This is a genomic window from Sphingobium sp. (assembly GCF_049304695.1).
Classification (GTDB): Bacteria; Pseudomonadota; Alphaproteobacteria; order Sphingomonadales; family Sphingomonadaceae; genus Sphingobium.
In genome coordinates this window covers 23,665-41,563 of record NZ_JBAQOK010000100.1, presented here as the reverse complement: position 1 = coordinate 41,563, position 17,899 = coordinate 23,665, and the positions used below count along the sequence as shown (strand labels likewise).

17 protein-coding genes and 1 riboswitch are annotated in these 17,899 nt (G+C 63.4%); of the genes, 6 read left to right on the top strand and 11 right to left on the bottom strand.

The genetic code is table 11. From position 1 onward, the window contains the following. The first annotated feature begins 3 nt into the window (after nucleotides 1–3). From WA070_RS20840 to WA070_RS20830, 3 genes are all read left to right on the top strand, one after another. Entirely contained in the window at nucleotides 4–2,166 is a 2,163-nt protein-coding gene (locus tag WA070_RS20840) for an acetate--CoA ligase family protein (RefSeq protein WP_422635820.1), read from the top strand. Beyond that, nucleotides 2,163–2,732 carry a DUF3237 domain-containing protein gene (locus WA070_RS20835; RefSeq protein ID WP_422635819.1) on the top strand — a complete coding sequence of 190 codons (570 nt, stop codon included), beginning with the start codon at nucleotides 2,163–2,165 and terminating at the stop codon, nucleotides 2,730–2,732. Before WA070_RS20840 ends, WA070_RS20835 begins: the two co-directional genes overlap by 4 nt. An 80-nt stretch (nucleotides 2,733–2,812) precedes the next feature. Beyond that, nucleotides 2,813–4,111, top strand: coding sequence for an MFS transporter (locus WA070_RS20830; protein WP_422635818.1), 1,299 nt, complete (start codon nucleotides 2,813–2,815; stop codon nucleotides 4,109–4,111). Nucleotides 4,112–4,117: 6 nt separating this feature from the next. Here WA070_RS20830 and pnuC read toward each other — a convergent pair whose 3' ends face one another. Genes pnuC through WA070_RS20815 form a run of 3 tightly spaced genes read right to left on the bottom strand, consistent with a single transcriptional unit; the run spans nucleotide 4,118 to nucleotide 8,144 of the window. Beyond that, complete coding sequence (gene pnuC, locus WA070_RS20825; protein ID WP_422635817.1) at nucleotides 4,118–4,696, bottom strand: nicotinamide riboside transporter PnuC; 579 nt, start codon at nucleotides 4,694–4,696, stop codon at nucleotides 4,118–4,120. Beyond that, a complete protein-coding gene (locus WA070_RS20820) occupies nucleotides 4,696–5,847 on the bottom strand; it encodes a phosphotransferase enzyme family protein (protein WP_422635816.1) in 1,152 nt (383 codons plus the stop codon). The genes pnuC and WA070_RS20820 overlap by 1 nt, the downstream gene beginning before the upstream one ends. A gap of 2 nt (nucleotides 5,848–5,849) precedes the next feature. Beyond that, a complete protein-coding gene (locus tag WA070_RS20815; RefSeq protein ID WP_422635815.1) occupies nucleotides 5,850–8,144 on the bottom strand; it encodes a TonB-dependent receptor in 2,295 nt (764 codons plus the stop codon). Between the two features lie 33 nt (nucleotides 8,145–8,177). After that, nucleotides 8,178–8,287: riboswitch (TPP riboswitch) on the bottom strand. A 328-nt stretch (nucleotides 8,288–8,615) separates the two neighbouring features. Between WA070_RS20815 and WA070_RS20810 the strand changes: the two genes are divergently transcribed. Both WA070_RS20810 and WA070_RS20805 read left to right on the top strand, forming a co-directional pair. Then, nucleotides 8,616–9,506, top strand: a complete 891-nt coding sequence (locus WA070_RS20810) for a helix-turn-helix domain-containing protein (RefSeq protein ID WP_422635814.1) — start codon at nucleotides 8,616–8,618, stop codon at nucleotides 9,504–9,506. 32 nt (nucleotides 9,507–9,538) lie between these two features. Then, nucleotides 9,539–9,766: a hypothetical protein gene (locus WA070_RS20805; RefSeq protein WP_422635813.1), complete on the top strand. Its 228-nt coding sequence runs from the start codon at nucleotides 9,539–9,541 to the stop codon at nucleotides 9,764–9,766. Nucleotides 9,767–9,851: 85 nt separating this feature from the next. Here the strand turns inward: WA070_RS20805 and WA070_RS20800 are convergent, their stop codons facing one another. Together WA070_RS20800 and WA070_RS20795 are read right to left on the bottom strand one after the other, a co-directional pair. Then, nucleotides 9,852–10,112: a hypothetical protein gene (locus tag WA070_RS20800; RefSeq protein WP_422635812.1), complete on the bottom strand. Its 261-nt coding sequence runs from the start codon at nucleotides 10,110–10,112 to the stop codon at nucleotides 9,852–9,854. Nucleotides 10,113–10,291: 179 nt separating this feature from the next. Continuing rightward, complete coding sequence (locus tag WA070_RS20795) at nucleotides 10,292–10,927, bottom strand: glutathione S-transferase (RefSeq protein WP_422635811.1); 636 nt, start codon at nucleotides 10,925–10,927, stop codon at nucleotides 10,292–10,294. 105 nt (nucleotides 10,928–11,032) lie between these two features. Between WA070_RS20795 and WA070_RS20790 the strand changes: the two genes are divergently transcribed. After that, complete coding sequence (locus WA070_RS20790; RefSeq protein ID WP_422635810.1) at nucleotides 11,033–12,208, top strand: AAA family ATPase; 1,176 nt, start codon at nucleotides 11,033–11,035, stop codon at nucleotides 12,206–12,208. Nucleotides 12,209–12,219: 11 nt separating this feature from the next. On the opposite strand, the gene WA070_RS20785 is transcribed toward WA070_RS20790, so the two are convergent. The 6 genes from WA070_RS20785 to WA070_RS20760 all read right to left on the bottom strand — a co-directional run bounded on the left by WA070_RS20785 (nucleotide 12,220) and on the right by WA070_RS20760 (nucleotide 17,792). Beyond that, on the bottom strand, nucleotides 12,220–13,158 hold the full coding sequence (locus tag WA070_RS20785) for a Gfo/Idh/MocA family oxidoreductase (protein ID WP_422635809.1): 939 nt from the start codon (nucleotides 13,156–13,158) through the stop codon (nucleotides 12,220–12,222). A 126-nt stretch (nucleotides 13,159–13,284) separates the two neighbouring features. Further along, nucleotides 13,285–14,181 (bottom strand): class III extradiol dioxygenase subunit beta, encoded by an 897-nt coding sequence (locus tag WA070_RS20780; protein ID WP_422635907.1) that lies wholly within the window; start codon nucleotides 14,179–14,181, stop codon nucleotides 13,285–13,287. Next, nucleotides 14,181–14,636: a protocatechuate 4,5-dioxygenase subunit alpha gene (ligA, locus tag WA070_RS20775; protein WP_422635808.1), complete on the bottom strand. Its 456-nt coding sequence runs from the start codon at nucleotides 14,634–14,636 to the stop codon at nucleotides 14,181–14,183. The genes WA070_RS20780 and ligA overlap by 1 nt, the downstream gene beginning before the upstream one ends. Beyond that, on the bottom strand, nucleotides 14,633–15,655 hold the full coding sequence (locus tag WA070_RS20770) for an amidohydrolase family protein (protein WP_422635807.1): 1,023 nt from the start codon (nucleotides 15,653–15,655) through the stop codon (nucleotides 14,633–14,635). The genes ligA and WA070_RS20770 overlap by 4 nt, the downstream gene beginning before the upstream one ends. A gap of 33 nt (nucleotides 15,656–15,688) precedes the next feature. Continuing rightward, the gene (locus WA070_RS20765) at nucleotides 15,689–16,576 is read right to left on the bottom strand and encodes a DUF1932 domain-containing protein (protein ID WP_422635806.1); all 888 of its coding nucleotides are present in this window, start codon (nucleotides 16,574–16,576) and stop codon (nucleotides 15,689–15,691) included. 64 nt (nucleotides 16,577–16,640) lie between these two features. Then, entirely contained in the window at nucleotides 16,641–17,792 is a 1,152-nt protein-coding gene (locus WA070_RS20760; protein ID WP_422635805.1) for a LysR family transcriptional regulator, read from the bottom strand. Nucleotides 17,793–17,899: the final 107 nt, after the last annotated feature.

The window sequence follows — 17,899 nt, the reverse complement described above, 5'->3', positions numbered from 1 at the left end:
AGCATGACGGTCGATACCATGACACCCCCTTCCATGCCGTCAGCCGCGCCGACGCGTGCGGCGCTCGACCGGCTGTTGCGTCCCCGGTCGGTTGCGATCGTCGGCGCGTCCGACAAGCCCGGCGCTCTGGGGGCGTCGGTGCTGTCCAACCTGGCGCGCAACGGCTTTGCCGGCGACATCCACCTCATCAACCCCAAGCGGGCGGAGATTGGCGGGCGCCCGTGTTTGCCATCGGTCGATGCCCTGCCTGACGACGTCGATGTCGCCGTTCTGGCCATCCCGCGCGTCGCAGTGCTGGATACGGTGCGGGCGCTGGCCGCGCGCAAGGTGGGCGCGGCGATCATTTTTTCCGCAGGCTTTGCCGAAGGCGGCGAAGAGGGGCTGGCGGAACAGCGTGAGATCGGCCGCATCGCGGCGGCATCTGGCATGGTGGTCGAAGGGCCAAATTGTCTGGGCCTCACCAACTATATCGACCGGGTGCCGCTGACCTTCGTGGAGACCGACGCGAAGGCGCTGGACGATCGGGCCGGCATCGGCATCGTGTCGCAAAGCGGTGCGATGGCCTGTGTGCTGTCCACCACGCTTGCCTCGCGCGATCTTGGCCTCTCCTTTTCCGTATCGACCGGCAACGAGGCCGCCAGCGGGGTCGAGGATTATGTCGATTATCTGCTGGATGACGCATCGACGCAGGTGATCGCGATGATCGTCGAGCAATTCCGCAAGCCCGCCCGCTTCCTGGCCGCCGCACGCCGCGCGCGGGCGCTGGGCAAGGCCATCGTCCTGCTGCATCCCGGCAAGAGCAGCGCCGCACGCGAATCCGCAGCCACCCATACCGGCGCGATGGCGGGCGATTATCAGTTGATGCGGGTCAAGGTGGAGCGCGCGGGCGTGGTCTTTGCCGAAACACTGGAAGAATTGGGCGACATCGCGGAAATCGCGCTGCGATGCCCGGCCATTCCGGCGGGCGGGGTCGCAGTGCTGGGCGAATCCGGCGCGTTCAAGGCGCTGACGCTGGACCTGTGCGAAGCGCTCGACCTCGACCTGCCGCAGGTGGACGATGGCAATGCGCCTGCATTGCGCGCCGCACTGCCCGACTTCGTTGGCGTATCCAATCCGCTCGACATCACCGCGCAGGGGCTGGTCGATCCCGACCTTTATTATCGCACGCTCACCGCGCTGTTCGATGACGTCCGCTTCGGCAGCATCGTGGCGGGGATCATTCAGACCGATCCGGTGACGGTCGGCATCAAGCTGCCCCCCATATTGCGCGCAGTCGGCGAGTTGCAGCCGACAAAGCCCGTCATTTTCGCGGGGCTGGACGAAGGCGCGGATATTTCGCGCGCCTATATCGACCAGTTACGCAGTTTCGGGATTCCCTATTTTCCATCGACCGAGCGCGCCCTGCGTGCGCTCAAGCGGCTGAACGACCATGCGCGGCGCAATTTTGCGGAAGGGGACGTTACACCCCTGCCCGCGACGGGCCTGCCCGAAGACGGCGGCGTCATTCCCGAATATCGGGCAAAGGCAATTCTGGCCCCTCTGGGCATAGCCTTTCCCACCGGCGCGTTCTGCGTCACGGTAGAACAGGCAATCGCTGCTGCCGACAGCATCGGCTATCCCGTCGCCCTCAAGGCGCAGTCCCCCGACCTTAGCCACAAGAGCGATGCGGGTGGCGTGGTCCTCCATCTGGGCGATGCGGATCAACTGCGCGCGGGATGGGACCGGCTGTACGCCAATGTCGCGGCTTATGATGCGGGCCTTGCGCTCGACGGCGTACTTCTCGAAGGGATGGGCGCGCGCGGCGTCGAACTCATCATCGGGGCAAAGAGCGATCCTGAATGGGGTCCGGTCATTCTGGCGGGCTTTGGCGGCGTTACGGCGGAAATTCATCAGGATGTCCGGCTGCTGACCCCCGACCTGACGATCGATGCGATTGTCGCGGAACTGTATAAGCTGAAGGGCGCGCCGCTGCTGCGCGGCTTTCGCGGATCGCCTGCGCTGGACGTGGAGGCCGCCGCGCGGATCATCGCCACGCTGGGCCGGATCATGATCGCCGAACCCGCCATCCGCGAAATCGACCTGAACCCCGTCATCGTCTATCCGCAGGGGCAGGGCGCAGTCGCGCTCGACGCGTTGATGCTGACTGCGGCATCGGACGCGGCATGACCGACGACCTGCGCCGCCGCAGCCTGCTCAAGGCCATGCCATTGCTCGCGCTGGCGGGCGCGGCGACGCCGACGAAGGCAGCGCAACAGCCGGACGATCCGGCGCTGGCGGTCCCGTCCCTGACGCTCGCCATGCATGTGCGCGTGCTGATCGGCGCGCCGCAGGAACTCGGCATGGTGGATGGGGTGCGCAAGCGCGTCATTCCCATCACCGGCGGCACGGTTTCCGGCCCGCGCCTGTCCGGCACGATCCTGCCCGGCGGGGCAGACTGGCAATCGATCCGCGCGGATGGCACCGCCGACATATTGGCGCGCTACACGATACAGGCGAGCGACGGCGCGCTGATTTCCATCGTCAATCGCGGATACCGCCATGGCCCCGCCCCGGTGCTGGCGCGGATCGCCAAGGGTGAGATGGTCGATCCTGCGCTTTATTATTTCCGTACGACGCCCCGGTTCGAGGTAGCGAGCGATGGTCCGCACGCGTGGCTGGGCCAAACCATCTTTCTCTGCACCGCCGCCCGCTTTGCCGATCATGTCGCACTGGACATTTTCGCGGTCGGATAATTGGCCTGCCCCCTTCCCTCTTCCTCCGTCCCATGCCAACCCGGCTCATATTCATAATCGTCCAGGACAGGATCGCACCGATGACCGACATCAGGCAAAGGCTGGATGATGCACCGATGGGTCGGCTGCAGATCGCCGCGATCATTCTGTGCGTGCTGCTCAACGCGCTCGACGGGTTCGACGTGCTGGCGATCAGCTTTGCCTCGCCCGGCATCGCAAAGGAATGGGGGATCGATCGCGCGGCGCTGGGCCTCGTCCTGTCGATGGAACTGATCGGCATGGCAGTGGGGTCGGTGCTGCTGGGCAATCTGGCCGACCGGATCGGACGCCGCCCGACCATCATCCTGTGCCTCGTCGTCATGGCAACCGGCATGGCGGCCGCGACGCAGGCGTGGAGCGTCCTGTCGCTCTCTGCCATACGCCTGATTACCGGTCTTGGCATCGGGGGTATGCTGGCCTGCACCAATGCGATGGTCGCCGAACTCGCCAATGCCCGATCCCGCAGCCTGGCGGTCGCGATCATGGCGGCGGGGTATCCGGTCGGCGCGATTTTGGGCGGATCAGTCGCGTCCTATCTTCTGGTCGCGGGCGACTGGCGCGACATATTTCTGTTCGGTGGCATCGTCACGGCGATCTTCCTGCCGCTGGCGCTGGTCCTGCTGCCCGAATCGATTGGCTTCCTGCTGCAAAAACGGCCAGCCGATGCGCTCGTGCGGGTCAATCGCCTGCTTAGCCGCATGGGTCATGCGCCTGCCGACGCCCTGCCCCCGCTGGACAGCGCCGCGCCCAAGCCCAGCTTCGCCGCGCTGTTCGCGCCGGGCCTTGCCCGCACCACGATCGTGCTGACGCTCGCCTATTTCTGCCACATCATGACCTTTTACTTCATCCTGAAGTGGGTGCCGAAAATCGTCGTGGACATGGGCTTCGCGCCATCGGCGGCAGGCGGCGTGCTGGTGTGGGCCAATGTGGGCGGCCTGATCGGCGCACTATTGCTCAGCGTCCTGAGCCTGCGCATTCCGGTCCGCACGCTGGTGGTTGGCGCGATGCTGTTGTCGACCGTCATGGTCACGATGTTCGGACAGGCGCAAACGACGCTGGCAGGGCTTAGCCTCATCGCGGCAGCGGGCGGTTTTTGCACCAATGCGGCGGTGGTCGGCATCTATGCGCTGATCGCCCAATCCTTTCCGACCGCCGTGCGCGCGGGCGGCACCGGGATCGTCATTGGCGTGGGCCGGGGCGGCGCGGCGCTTGGCCCCATATTGGCCGGCTTTCTTTTCTCTCTCGACTTTGGCCTGCCCATCGTTGCGCTGGCGATGGCGAGCGGTTCGCTGTTGGGCGCGGGACTGCTGCTGATGCTACGGCCCGGCAGAGCCGCCTGATCGCTTTTAGAGCGTCGGCCCACTCTCAACTTCCTGTTGCGCCCGTAGCCAACGCCTATAGCCGACTACAGCCAGCACAATCATCGCGGCGTAAAGCCCGCCGGTCAGCCACAGTCCCTTGAAGGCAAACATGCCGACGTACAATGTATCCACCACGATCCACAGCAGCCAACTGGCCGCATGTCGACGGGCCGTCCAATATTGGGCGACGAGGCTAAAGCTGCTCAGGGTCGCGTCCATCCATGGCAGCGCTGCGTCGGTATAGTGGCTGGTGAACCAACCGATGGTGACGGCGCCGACAACGCCGCCGCCCAGACCAGCCCCCGCCTGCACGGGTGACAATGGCCTGACGACGACTTCCCCGGCATCGTCCTTACCCCGCGCCCAAATGATCCACCCATAGATGATGGCAATACCAAACAACGCCTGAAGCATCATGTCGGAATATAGCCGTACATCAAGGAACAGTTTGAAGTAGAGCGCGCACGCCAGGAAATTGACGGGCCAACACAATAGCTTGCGCTGTGCGGTCAGCCAGATGCCGAGGAAGCTGATGGTGACGGCGATGATTTCCAAACTCGACATCACACCGACGATCCCCTTTCAAGGCACCGGAGAAAGGCCTGTCCGGGCGGGGAAAGAAACCAGCGGGCATGGTCAATGAGATAGGCGTTCCACGCAAGGTCCGCCTGATCGCGGTCATTCAGGATGCCCGCGAAATAGTCGATCTCCGACAGCGCAAATTCGATATGGACCAGCGGAAGGAGGCAGATGAGGGTTTCGACATCGGCCCGCGAAAGCGGGATCAGCGTGCGATACCCAGCAAGCAGCGCCAGAGCCGCGTCCGCGTCAGCCGGCGCATCATCACGCCCCTCCCCCAAATCCAGCCAGGCAATGGCGGTCCGCTCGATCGCGGTGGCAAGATCGTGAAGCGCGCAAGTCCGCGTCGCCAGCCCGAAGTCGAAGATCGTGCTGACCGTGCCATCAGCTGACCAGAGGAGGTTCGAGGGATGCCAGTCGTTATGCGTCCACAGGGGCGGCTGGCTTTCCAGCCGTTCGGACAAACTGTCGTCGAGCGATGCGAACAGTTCGGCCAGTTCCGTCCGCCACGGCCTGTCGACCAGGAAAGCAGCGAGCGCGGGATGAGCGGCGACATAGGCGCCCGCTGCAGCGATGGGATCGCGCGACGGCAGGATAGTGAAGCTGCCCACAAGCGGATGGGGGCCACGCGGGGCAGCGGTGAAGCCCCGTGCCGCCAGATGCAGCCGCGCGATCGCTGTGCCAGCCTGAAAGGCATGATGATGCGACAGGAAAGGCGTCCACGACAGTCTGTCGCGATAGAGATCCAGGCCAATGCCCAGGCTATGCAGTTCATAACTCCATTCGCCCTGTGCGACGACGCCTGTACCATCCGTCGCCATCACTATTTCTGGCACAGTCAGTCCCGCGCGCCGCAAATGCGCGATGAAGCCATGCTCCTCCGCCAGCGCCGCTTGTGTGCGGACAGACCGGTGATGGCGCTTGAGGATAAAAGCTCCACGATCCGTTTCGACCAGCGTCGCGGCGGAAAAAGGGCGCGGTGAATGCCATTGCAGGGCGGACAGATGCCCTGCAGCCGGAAAGCAGGCAATGACCTGCCCGGCTTCTGCGGCCGTGATCGCGGGCCATGTCGGCGCTTCGAGCGCGGTGCCCATGCCGTGGACCAGATGTCGGTCAGGGGATGCCGCGCCCGTCATGTTCAGAAAGCGCGCGATAGCGTCGCCACGACGGCACGCCCGCTCCCGATATAATAGGTCGGTGCCGCGCCGGGAATGACCGTGCCGTTTGTGCCGATGCTATCCACGGCGTTGCTGCTGATCGCCTGAACGCCGGACAGCACATGCGGATTGGTGACGTTGATGGCGTTGAGACGCACATCCATACGCTGCGCATCGATCAGTCCGGCCAGGTGTACGCCGATCGACAGGTCCAGCGTGGCATAGCCCTTGATGCTCTCGTCGTTCATAAAGGTCGCATATTGGCGACCGACATATTTAAGGGCGGTGCTGCCAAACAGTCGCCCGTCATCATAGGTGCTGCCTGCACCGAACTGGAAAGTCGGGCTGGACACGGCATGCTTGCCTCGGGTCGGCAGATAATCGCCATTGACGGCAAGATCGTCATTGAGCCGCGCATGCAGATATTCGCCCGAAACATAGATGCTGACACCCTTTGCCGGCCGATAGTCGATTTCACCATCCAGCCCGTAGGAAGTCTGGCTGCCAGCGTTGATGGTGGAGTTGACCAATGCGCCGCCGCTGTCGATCACGGTCCCGACCTGGCGATTACGGAAATGATAATGAAAGGCGGTCAGCGAGAAGGAGAGGCTGGGGCCGATATAGCGATAGCCCAGTTCCTGCGAGACCGAATATTCATTCTTGATCCCGCTCGTCCCCTGGCTGACCAGCGCGCCACCATAATAGCTGTTGTAGAGCGTAAATTCGTTTGGCGTGCGGAAATTGGTCGTGACATTGGCGAAGAGTTGTTGCCGGTCGTCCAGTTGATAATGCACCGCCGCTCGGGGCAGTGCGGCATAGCTGCTCCGGCGCACGTCCGATTGCGGACCTGGCAGATAATTGCGCCCGCGACGCAGCACATTCACGCCCTTGAACCCAATATCGACGCCCAGACGTGGCGTGACCGCGATACTGTCGGCGAAGAAAAAGCCCTTGGTGACCGTGACCGTGCGCTGGTTTTCATAAGCGAGCAATCGGCCATCGGCTGTATGGATAGCCTCGTCCTGATAGCCCCATTTGTCGAACGGGCGACCATCGGCATTGATCGACGTGTAGGATTGAGTGACGCGATCGGTCCCGTAATCCAACCAGAGGCCGGCGGTGATGCGGTGGACGCCCGCCTGAAACGTCAGCTTGCCCACATCGCCCAGGCGCACCTGCTTGCCGGTATAGTTGCCGAGCACGGTAGCCACCCCGTCCACGGCACCGGGCAGCGCGATCGGCCGGGCCAGTTCTTCCGTGCCCAGATAATTGCCGGTCGTGGCCAATTGCGTGCCGTAGGGCGAGTTGCCATGGCCGAACTGGAGATAGGCCGTGCTGTCGAACGTCAGCCGATCGTTGAGGTTGAGATGCACGGGGGCGGCAAAATACAGGCTGCGGAACGGGCCGCGATAGAGGCGCCAATAGTTGGTATTGCCCGCACTATAGTCTTTGTCGAAGTTGAAGCCGCGCCCATTGGCCTGCCAATCGGCGCGCGTGGGACTGGGATAGGTCGATGTGATCGCATCATTGTAGGAGACGGCGATGCTGGCGCGGTTACCCGCTCCCCATTCGTGCAGCAGCTTGGCGTCGACATGCTGACGTTTGTCGTATCCGGCCCCGCGCCAATTGTCCGCGCGGTTGTTCGAATAGGAGACAAAGGCCTTCATCCCGCTCGCCCCAAGAGTGCCGGTGTCGAGGCGCGCGAAAAGGCGACGTTCATTATAGCTGCCAGCCGAAAGATTGACGAGTGCGCTCCGTTCGGCCTTGGGATCATCCAGCTTCAACGACAGCACACCGCCTGCGGCGGCCACGACCGGCGCGTCGATGTCTGCCGATCCCTGCGCAAGGTCGATCTGCCGCACATTTTCGGCATCGGCGAACTGCGAGGGATAGGCGTAATAATAGCCGATGTCGTTCTGGGGCGCGCCTTCCAGCAGGACGCCGATCTGATCCTGGCCCAGGCCGCGCAGCGTAAGACTAGACGTCGCGGACAGGCCATAAGGATCGCTCGACGAGACATTCGCGCCCGGTAGAAGGTTGACCAGCTGGAACGCGTTGAGCGTAGGCGCCTGCTTGATGATGAAGTCAGCCGAAATGGCGCTGACGGCCTTGGGTGCGGTCTGATCGGGCAGCAGCCCTTCGGGATCGGGATGGCCAGTCACCTGGATGGTTGGGCGATCCCCATCGTCGCCTTCCCTCGCATCAGCCGGGGATGTAAAAAGCAAAAGCGGAGCAGCCATTGCGGCGCGCGCAACCCAGATCAAAGCAATCGTCATCGTCTCTCGTCCACTCCACACGGAGGGACAACGGACAGGCCGCCATGCCCTCCCTACGCCGGTGTCAGCCGGATCAGGTTCAGCGGGTCGTGGTCTGCAGACCACCTCTCAGCCGCGCACAAGCGGCCCCCCGGGGATCAGGAGCCTCTAGGCGGTCAACCGGGTGGTGGGAAGCATTATCGAGACAAGATATCAGCTTTTATGGCGGTCCAGGCGGATCAGCCAAAGCCTGCCCGGTTGAGATGGGATTCAAGATTACTGCCGCCATGTCCCGATAGCGCCCCTTATGTTCGCAGACGGCATGGCTGAAGTGGTTTCCCCCAACACTATCGTCAGGATCGGAAAAGTCTGTTTATCGCGATTTATCTTGCGCCAGAAAAACAAGCCGGGCGAATGTCCACGTTAACGGAAATCCCCGAATTTCAACAGGGTTTACGGCGTTGATCTGAGTTCGTAGATGGATGATCCATCATGTCGAACGCGGCCGTCCCCAGCTTCTATCTCTATGGCGAACCACAGCGCAGCGTGGCGGAGGGGTTCGTGCATGTCGAAAGCCTGGACGATCGGTCCCGCCCCAGCGAATGGACGATCCGCCCACACGTTCACCGCGACCTGAACCACATCATCCTGATCGCCAACGGCGGCGGGGCGATGCAGGTGGAGGGCAGCCATGTTGCGTTCGACGCGCCCTGCCTGCTGCTGATCCCGGCGGGTATCGTCCACGGCTTCCTGTGGCATCGCGAATCGTCGGGGCATGTCGCCACCATATCCGACAGCTACCTGCGCCATCTTATGGCCCGCGACGCAGACCTTGCGTCCCTCTTTGCCCGCCCGCACGCCGTCCCGCTGGCAGACGATAGCGACGCCGCGCAATCCGCCATCGCTCGCGTGACGCAGGAACTGGGCTGGGTCGGGCCGGGCCAGCGCGCGGCGATCGAATCCGCGCTGTTGCAACTGATGGTGCTGGCCCTGCGCCACGCCTCGCTGAATCGGGAAGCCAGCCCCGGCACCACCCGCCAGGCCGCGATCGTCGCACGGTTGCGGGAGCGGATCGAGCAGCGCTTTCGCCTGCGCGAGCCGGTCTCGGTCCATGCGCGCGCGCTGGGCGTCAGCCTGACGGCGCTGCGGCAGGCGTGCGTCCATGTCGCCGACAGCGCGCCTGCGCAGATGCTGGACGACCGTGCGCTGCTGGAGGCGCGGCGTTTGCTGCTGTATTCGCAGATGACCGTGGCTGATATCGCTTATGCCGTGGGGTTCGAAGATCCGGCCTATTTCTCCCGCTTCTTCACCCGTCATGTTGGCCAGCCACCCCGCGCCTACCGCGCCGGTCAGACGCGCGGCATGATGAAGGGTGAGGGTTGAAGGCGCGCACGACCCCGCCTATGCGGGACGCCATGACCGCCGAAAAGCTCATCGACCTGCTCGTCGCGCGATTGCTGCGCGACCATGGCAAGAGCAAGCATCACTGGCGCAAGGCGATCGGCACGTTGCGGCTCTACAGCCCGGCCACCCACCCGCATTGTAACTGGAACGCCAATCCCACGGGTAGTTTTCAGGACGTCGCACTGATTGAAAATCTGCTCGACGATCTGCGCATGCGTCACCCTTTGCTCACGGCCTGAACGCGCAAAACCGCGTCCCGCAGCGCCCTTGAAGGGCGGCCTTGGGATCGCGGTTGGGCGGCAGCGCAGGGGCTGGCTGAGCGGATCAACGCTGGGCGAGTTGCACGCTCGTCTTGTGGGTGATGGTCAGGCCGTTGCGCGCCCATTCATCCTTCGAGCGGCACTGAACGACCGGGACCAGGGACGAGGGGACGGTTTCGCGGAAGCAGTAGCGGTCGGTCTTCTGATTGTAGGTCACATGGGCCTTGCCGAAGCTGCCGTGCGACTGGGCGAAGGCGGGGGTGGCAGCAGCCGAAACGGCGACGGTGGCGGCGATGACGGCGGCGGCAAATGCGATGGTCTTCATGATGTTGGTCCTTCCCTGAATGTGTCTGGCGATCCGTTGTGGATCATGCCGACAGCATTGCAGGGACCGTGCCAGTTTGCAGAAAGCCCGGAAAATCGGCGATTTTGGATGTGGAACTATTTATCGAAATAGGATTTTCGCCGAAGATTGGGATATTTCCCGACTTAGCGGGAAATATATCATGTATCGTGCCTGAATGGCTTTGGCGTGTCACTTTCGCGCCATGGTGAGACCCTTCGCATTGCCTGAGCGAAGAGATCGCTTTTCAGATGACCGGCGAGCCAGCGACGCAGGGCTGGAACGGGCTGCGCCGCGAACCATGGGGGGTCGATCGCGGCAAACTGACGCACGAAGGGAAAGATCGCCATGTCGGTCAGCCCCCGACGAGCGCCGCAGAGTTGATCGCTGTCGCGCAGCCGCGCGTCCAGCCCCTGCAGCAGGGCGAGCGCCTGTTCGCGATGCGTGGCGGGGTCGCTGCCATGGCGGTCGGGATATTTGGTGCGGTCGAGATGATGTTTGAACGGGCCGTCATTGGCAGCGATCAGCGCGTCGTCCCGCCGCGTCAGCCACCCTTCCGGGTCGGATGCCGCCAGTGCCCATCGCATGATGTCCAGACTCTGGTCGATCACCTGCCCGTTGGGCAGCACCAACACTGGCACCGTGCCCTTGGGCGAGGCATGCAGCATGGCGTCGGGCTTGGCGCGCAAAACGACTTCGCGCAGTTCGACGCCCTGCCCGCTGATCAGCAGCGCCAGCCGGGCGCGGATGGCGTAGGGGCAACGGCGGAAACTATAGAGGATGGGGAGTATGGGCATGCATCTCCCTTATCTGCAATCAAAGCGTCAAGTCGATTGTGCGTGGCCCATATCAAGCGAAGTTAGCAAGTTTACAAGAAAATGCTAAACTGCCATAACATTGCTATGGATGCTCGTAGAAACCCCTTCGCCCCCGGTGCCGGGACGCCACCGCCCGAACTGGCCGGTCGTGATGCCCTGCTAGAACGCAATGCCGTCGCGCTTGATCGCATCCGCATGGGCCGGGCGGCGCGGCCCAGCATTCTCTATGGCCTGCGCGGGGTCGGCAAGACGGTGCTGTTGTCCACCATGCGCGATGCGGCGGAGGGCGAGGGCATGACGATCGTCGCGATCGAAGCGCCGGAGAACCGGTCGCTGCCGGGGATATTGGTGCCTGCCCTGCGCGCTGCGCTGCTGCGGCTCGACCGGATGAAGCAGGCGTCCGCCGGGGTGCGGCGCGCGCTTGCAGCGCTGGCGGGCTTTGCCAAGCTCAAGGTCAAATATGACGATCTGGAGGTCGCGCTGGATTTCGACCCGGAACCGGGCCTGGCCGACAGCGGCGATCTGGAAGCGGATCTGGCCGACCTGATCGTCGCAGTAGGGGAGGCAGCGAAAGAACGACATAGCGCAGTCATCCTCGTCATCGACGAACTGCAATATGTGCCGGAGGAACAGTTGGCCGCGTTGATCAGCGCGCTACACCGTGCGGCCCAGAAGCAATTGCCGATCACCATGTTGGCCGCAGGCCTGCCGCAATTGCTGGGCCAGATGGGGCGCGCCAAATCCTATGCCGAACGATTGTTCGAATTCGTCAGCGTCGGTCCGCTGGACGAAGCGGCGGCGCGCGACGCCATCCGCCTGCCCATAGAGCGGGAGGAGGAAGCCATAGACGAAGCGGCGCTGGACGCCATCATCGTGCAGACGCAGGGCTATCCCTATTTCCTGCAGGAATGGGGCAAGCATGGATGGGACGCGGCCGATGCGTCGCCGATCAGCGCCGACGATATAGAAGCGGCGACCCGCAGCGCGCTGGCGGAATTGGACGCCAGCTTTTTTCGCGTGCGTTTCGATCGACTAACCCCGGCGGAAAAACGTTATCTGCGCGCCATGGCCGGGATCGGGCCGGGGCCGCACCGGTCGGGCGACGTGGCCGATGCACTGGGCGTCAAGGTGTCGAGCGTCGCGCCCACGCGCAATAGTTTGATCGCCAAGGGCATGCTCTACAGCCCAGCACATGGCGACACGGCTTTCACCGTGCCGCTGTTCGACGCGTTCATGCGCCGGGTCATGCCCGCTGACTGATGCGCCGCGCGTCAGGCCAGTTGCTGTTCCAGTTCGCCCAGCACGCGGTAGCAGTCGAACACCTTGGCAACGCTGCTATTGGGTTCGCGGCCTTCGCGGATTGCGCTGATAAATTCGCGGTCCTGCAATTCGATGCCGTTCATCGACACCGCCACCTGGCTGACGTCGATCGCCTCTTCCTTGCCGTTCACCAGATCGTCATAGCGGGCGATATAGGTGCCGGTGTCGCCGATATAGCGGAAGAAGGTGCCAAGCGGCCCATCATTGTTGAAGGAGAGCGACAGGGTGCAGATCGCGCCGCTTTCGCTCTTTAGCTGGATCGACATGTCCATCGCGATGCCCAGTTCGGGGTGGATCGGTCCCTGCATCGCATTGGCCGACACGATCTTCCCCGCCTGATAGGCGAAGAGGTCGACCGTGTGCGCGGCGTGGTGCCACAGCAGATGATCTGTCCAGGACCGCGCTTCGCCCTTGGCATTGATATTCTTGCGGCGGAAGAAATAGGTTTGAACGTCCATCTGGCTGATGTTGAGCTCGCCAGCCGTGATCAGGTTATGGACATATTGATGGCTGGGATTGAACCGCCGCGTATGGCCGACCATGCAGGTAAGGCCGGTTTCCTGTTGCTTGGCCAGTACCGCCTGCGCATCGGCCCAGCTGTCGGCCAGCGGGATTTCGACCTGCACATGCTTGCCCGCGTTCATGCAGGCGATCGCCTGATCCGCGTGCATTTGCGTGGGTGTGCAAAGGATCACCGCATCGACATCGTCGCGGGCCAGCGTTTCGGCAAGGTCCGTGGTCGCATGACCAATACCATATTTCGCCGCGATCGCCTGCGTCGGTTCCAGATTGCGGCCGATCAGCGACGTTACGGTCACGCCGTCGATATTCTTGAGGCCATCAAGATGCTTTTCGCCAAAGGCGCCCGCGCCCGCGAGTGCAATACGCATATATAATCTCCCTCTCCCCTTGGGGAGAGAGTCGGGGAGAGGGGCTGTCTCTCGCGCCGACCCATATGGTTGTTGAAGGACAGCCCCCACCCCAACCCCTCCCCTGAACGGGAGGGGCTTATGTTTCTATTCCGCTGCCACAGGCATGCCTGCATCGCTGCCAGTCATGTCCAGCCCTTCGCCATTGTCAGGGCGCAGGACCAGATGGCCAATCGCAGTGTTGGAGCAGGGGACGTGATAATGGCGGTGCAGGGCACGGGTCGCCTTGCCCAGCGCGCCGCGCATGATGAGCCACATCACCATCTCTATGCCTTCGCTGCCCGTTTCGCGCAGATATTCGATATGGGGGATACGGCGCAGATGGTCGCTGTCGCCGATCAGCCCGTCGAGAAAGCGGTTGTCCCATTCGCGATTGATCAGGCCAGCGCGCGGTCCCTGCAACTGATGGCTCATCCCGCCGGTGCCCCAGATCTGGACGTTGAGATCCTCAGGGTAGCTCGCCACAGCCTTGGCAATCGCCTCGCCCAGCGCCCAGCAGCGGTTGCCCGTTGGCGGGGGATAGGTGACGACGTTGACGGCCAGCGGAACTACCTTGCATGGCCAGACGTCGGGCTTGCCGAACATCATGCTGAGCGGCACGGTCAGACCATGATCGACGTCCATCTCGTTGATGATGGTCATGTCGAATTCGTCGAGGATCAGGCTTTGCGCCATATGCCAGGCGAGGTCGGGATGCCCCTCCACATCCGGCACCGCGCGTGGTCCCCAGCCTTCGTCGGCAGATTTGTAGCGTTCGCCGCAGCCGATCGCGAAGGTGGGAATGATCTTCATGTCGAAGGCGGAGGCATGGTCGTTATAGACCAAAATCACGACATCGGGCTTTTCCGCCTTTTCCCATGCGCGGGTCCAGTCGTACCCGGCAAAGATCGGCCCGAAATAATCGTCGCGATCCTTGTTGAAATCCGACGCCACGCCCAGCAGCGGAACATGGCTCGACGCCACGCCAGCGGTAATCCGCGCCATCATTGCGCTCCTTTATCAGTTGCATCGCGCGCGGCGGCATTCGCCTTGATCGAACGAAGCCCCTCAGGCGAACGACCGCCCCGCATCATCATTTCGCGATATTCGGGGAAGGCCATGTCGGTCATGGTGCTGACCGCTTCGGCGAAGGGGATGCCGTCGGTCGAGAAGAGTTTGGAGAGGAAATAGACGTTGCCGCCCAGTTCCATGCAGCGATTATAGTCACGCGCCAACAAGGCCTGCTTCTGATCCTCGGTCAGCGGCCATTCGTCCATATAGGCGCGCTCGTCCGCCTTGAACCGGGCGCGGCTTTCGTCGGTCATCAGGCTCATGGCGAACTGGTTCATATGATAGCCCTGCCGCGCCCGCTTGGCGGTGAAGATGCGGGTGCCGGGAATATCCTCCAGCTCGGCGAGATATTCGTGAATGTCCTGATGTCTGGGATCTTCAGTAATCATAATCCCCGGTCCTTTAGCTGCGTGTCCAGGCGCGGGAAGACGCGGCGAGCATTGCCTTCGAAGATCGCGGCGCGTTCGGCATCGCTGATATCCAGCGCATCGACATAGCGTTTGGTGTCGTCGAAATAATGGCCGGTGGTCGGATCGATCCCGCGCACCGCGCCAACCATTTCCGAACCGAACAGGATATTCTTGTTGTCGATGACATCGGCCAGCAGATCGACGCCCGGCTGATGATAGACGCAGGTGTCGAAGAAGATGTTGTTCATCAGATGGGTCGACAGGTCAGGCTTTTTGAGCATGTCGGCCAGGCCGCGATAGCGCCCCCAATGATAGGGCACCGCGCCGCCGCCATGCGGGATGATGAAGCGCAGGGTCGGAAAATCCTTGAACAGATCGCCCTCCAGCAGTTGCATGAAGGCGATGGTGTCGGCCGCGATATAATAGCCGCCGGTCGCGTGCATCGCCGGATTGCAGCTGCCCGACACATGGATCATCGCCGGGACGTCCAGCTCGACCATCTTTTCGTAGAAGGGATACCAATATTTGTCGGTCAGCGGTGGATGGGTGAAATGCCCGCCACCCGGATCGGGATTAAGGTTGCAGCCGATAAAGCCCATGCCCACGCAGCGTTCCAGTTCGGCGATGCTGGCGGCCATGTCGGCCTTGGGCGATTGCGGCAACATGCACACGCCCACAAAAATGTCGGGGAACAGGCCCACGACCCGCGCGATCAGGTCGTTGCAGCGCATCGCCCATTCGCGCGCCATCGCGGCGTCGCCGACATGGGGGGCCATGGCGGACGCACGGGGAGAGAAGATGGTGAGGTCCGCGCCGCGTTCCTTGATCAGACGCAACTGGTTCGCCTCGATCGTCTCGCGGATTTCCGCGTCCGTGATATCGGGATAGGGTGGCGCCGACACACCGGCCTTGAACGCCGCCTTCTGCTCTTCTCGCCAGGCGTCATGCCCCTTGGGCAGGACAGTGTAATGACCATGGCAATCGATAATCAGACTCATCGCAATTTCCTGAGTGAGGACCACATATTTTGGCTATTCCGCCGCTTGGGCCGGGCGGGCGGCGTCAACGATCGCGGCTATTTTGCTGGTCAGGCCATCGGGCGGTGTCTTTGCGCCCAATGCGCCGATCGCGCGCTGGCGCTCGACCGTGCCGCGGGTCATGGCGGCACCCGTGCCGAGCGTTTCGAGCGTCTTGACAACTTCCTCCATCTCGGCGGCGCGGCGCAGGCCGTGGACCATCATGCGGTCGAGATTATAGTCGGCGCGCGCGGTCCAGGGCTTGGCCTTTTCGCTGGCATCCAAGGATGAAAGCACTTCGTCCAGCACGTCGGCCTGCCCGGCGGCCAGGACGCATTCGGCGGTCAGCGCCTCCATCCCCTTGACCATCACAGATCGGATCATCTTGATCGAAGAGGCGCGGCCTACATCGGGGCCGACGACGCGGATATTGGCGAAGCCCAGCGCAGCGAGACGGTCCTGCGCCTGCCCTGCCCTGCCCCCGCTCAGCAACAGCGGCACGTTGAGGCGTGCAGGATCGACCGGGGCCATCACCGCGACATCGACATAATGGCCGCCCGCCGCTTCGATCGCGCGGGCCGCCGCCTGCTTGGTTCCGGGCGCAACGCTGTTCATGTCGCAATAGAGCGCGCCGGGCGCTATCAGCGCGGCGGCGGATTGCGCGACGGCCAAGGCCTGATCCGCCGTGACCAGCGACAGGATGATCGGCACGCCGTCCAGCGCATCTTCCAGAAAACGGGCTGGCAACACGCCCGCCTGCGCATAGGCCGCCAGCATCTCCGCGCGCGTGGCGGGGCTGTCCGTGCTGCTGTCAAAGACATGAGCGGCCTCCGCCCAGTCCCCTGCCAGTGCAAAGGTGGACCCTGCTTCGCCAAACCCGATCAGACCAACTTCCTGCTCCATGCGCAAAGACATGGCGAAGGGGGCCGACGCCCGCCAATCGAATCCGGGGGCGGTGTATAAGAATTTACGAATTCATGTCCTGTGCCGCCTGCCCGATGGCTGCCATGAACTGCTGTTGCGAGCGGGTGGGCCGCCAGTCGGCGCGACTGGTGATGCCGATCGTCCGGCTGATCGCACCGGGCGCGGGACCGATATCGGCCAATAGTCCGCTTTCCATCTCGACGCGCAGTTGATCCACCGACAGGAGCGTCAGATAATCGTCGCTCATCAGCAATTGGCGCAGCGTCATCACGGAACCGCACTCGATCGGCACGGCAGGCAGATCACCGCCGACCTCCGCAAACATCGCGCGCCATAGCTGGCGCAGCGGCGTGCCTTCGGGTGGCAGTATCCATGGGTAGCGGCGCAGCGCGTCGCCGTCCCACCCGGCGCGCAGCGGATGACCCGCGCGGGCGAAGATGGTCGGACGATCCTCGAACAGGGGCGTCTGGGTCAGATCCTGTTCGATCGCGGGGTCGCGCAACGCGCCGACCATCATGTCGATTTCGCCATCGCGCACCGGGCCGACCAGTTCGGCATGCGATCCTTCCACCACCGAGATATCGACCAGCGGAAAATCGCGGCGAAAGGCAGTGATCGCCATCGGCAGCAGGCGTGCGCGGCTGAGCGGCATGGCGCCCACGACGATACGTCCGCTTTCCTCGCCACGCAGCGCGGCGACTTCGGCCAGCCCCTGCCGCAGTTCGGCGAGCGCCAGCCGCAGGCGTCGCGCGAGGGCGAGGCCGGAGCGGGTGAGGACCAGCCCCCTGCCCCGCCGCTCCGCCAGCCGCACGCCCAGCGCCAGCCCCAGATCGCCGACCGCGCGGTGCAGCGAGGGTTCGGCGACGCCAGCCAATGCCGCCGCCCCGCCATAACTGCCCGCCTGCGCCAGCGCGACGAAGGCGCGAATCTGCGCGGCGGTCACGCGGTTGCTGCCGATCAGGCGTAGCGCCACGTCCACGCGGGGCTTCAGGCGCAGCGCAGCCTCCGTGGGGACCATGCCACCGGGTCGCCTGTCGAACAGGCTGACGTCCAGTTGCGCCTCCAGCTTGGCAATGCCCTGCGTCACGGCGGGCTGCGTCAGGTTGACGGCGCGCGCGGCCAGGCTGACGCTGCCCTGATCGACCACTGCCGCCAGAGCAGCCAGATGCCGGATATTGAACTGGTCGGCCTGCATCAATGACACTTAGCAAAAAATTATGGGTCAGCGCCAGTTCGGATTGGCGTAGTGGCACTGCGTCCGTCATGGGCATAGGATCATATTTTCAGGAGCAGGAGCAGCGC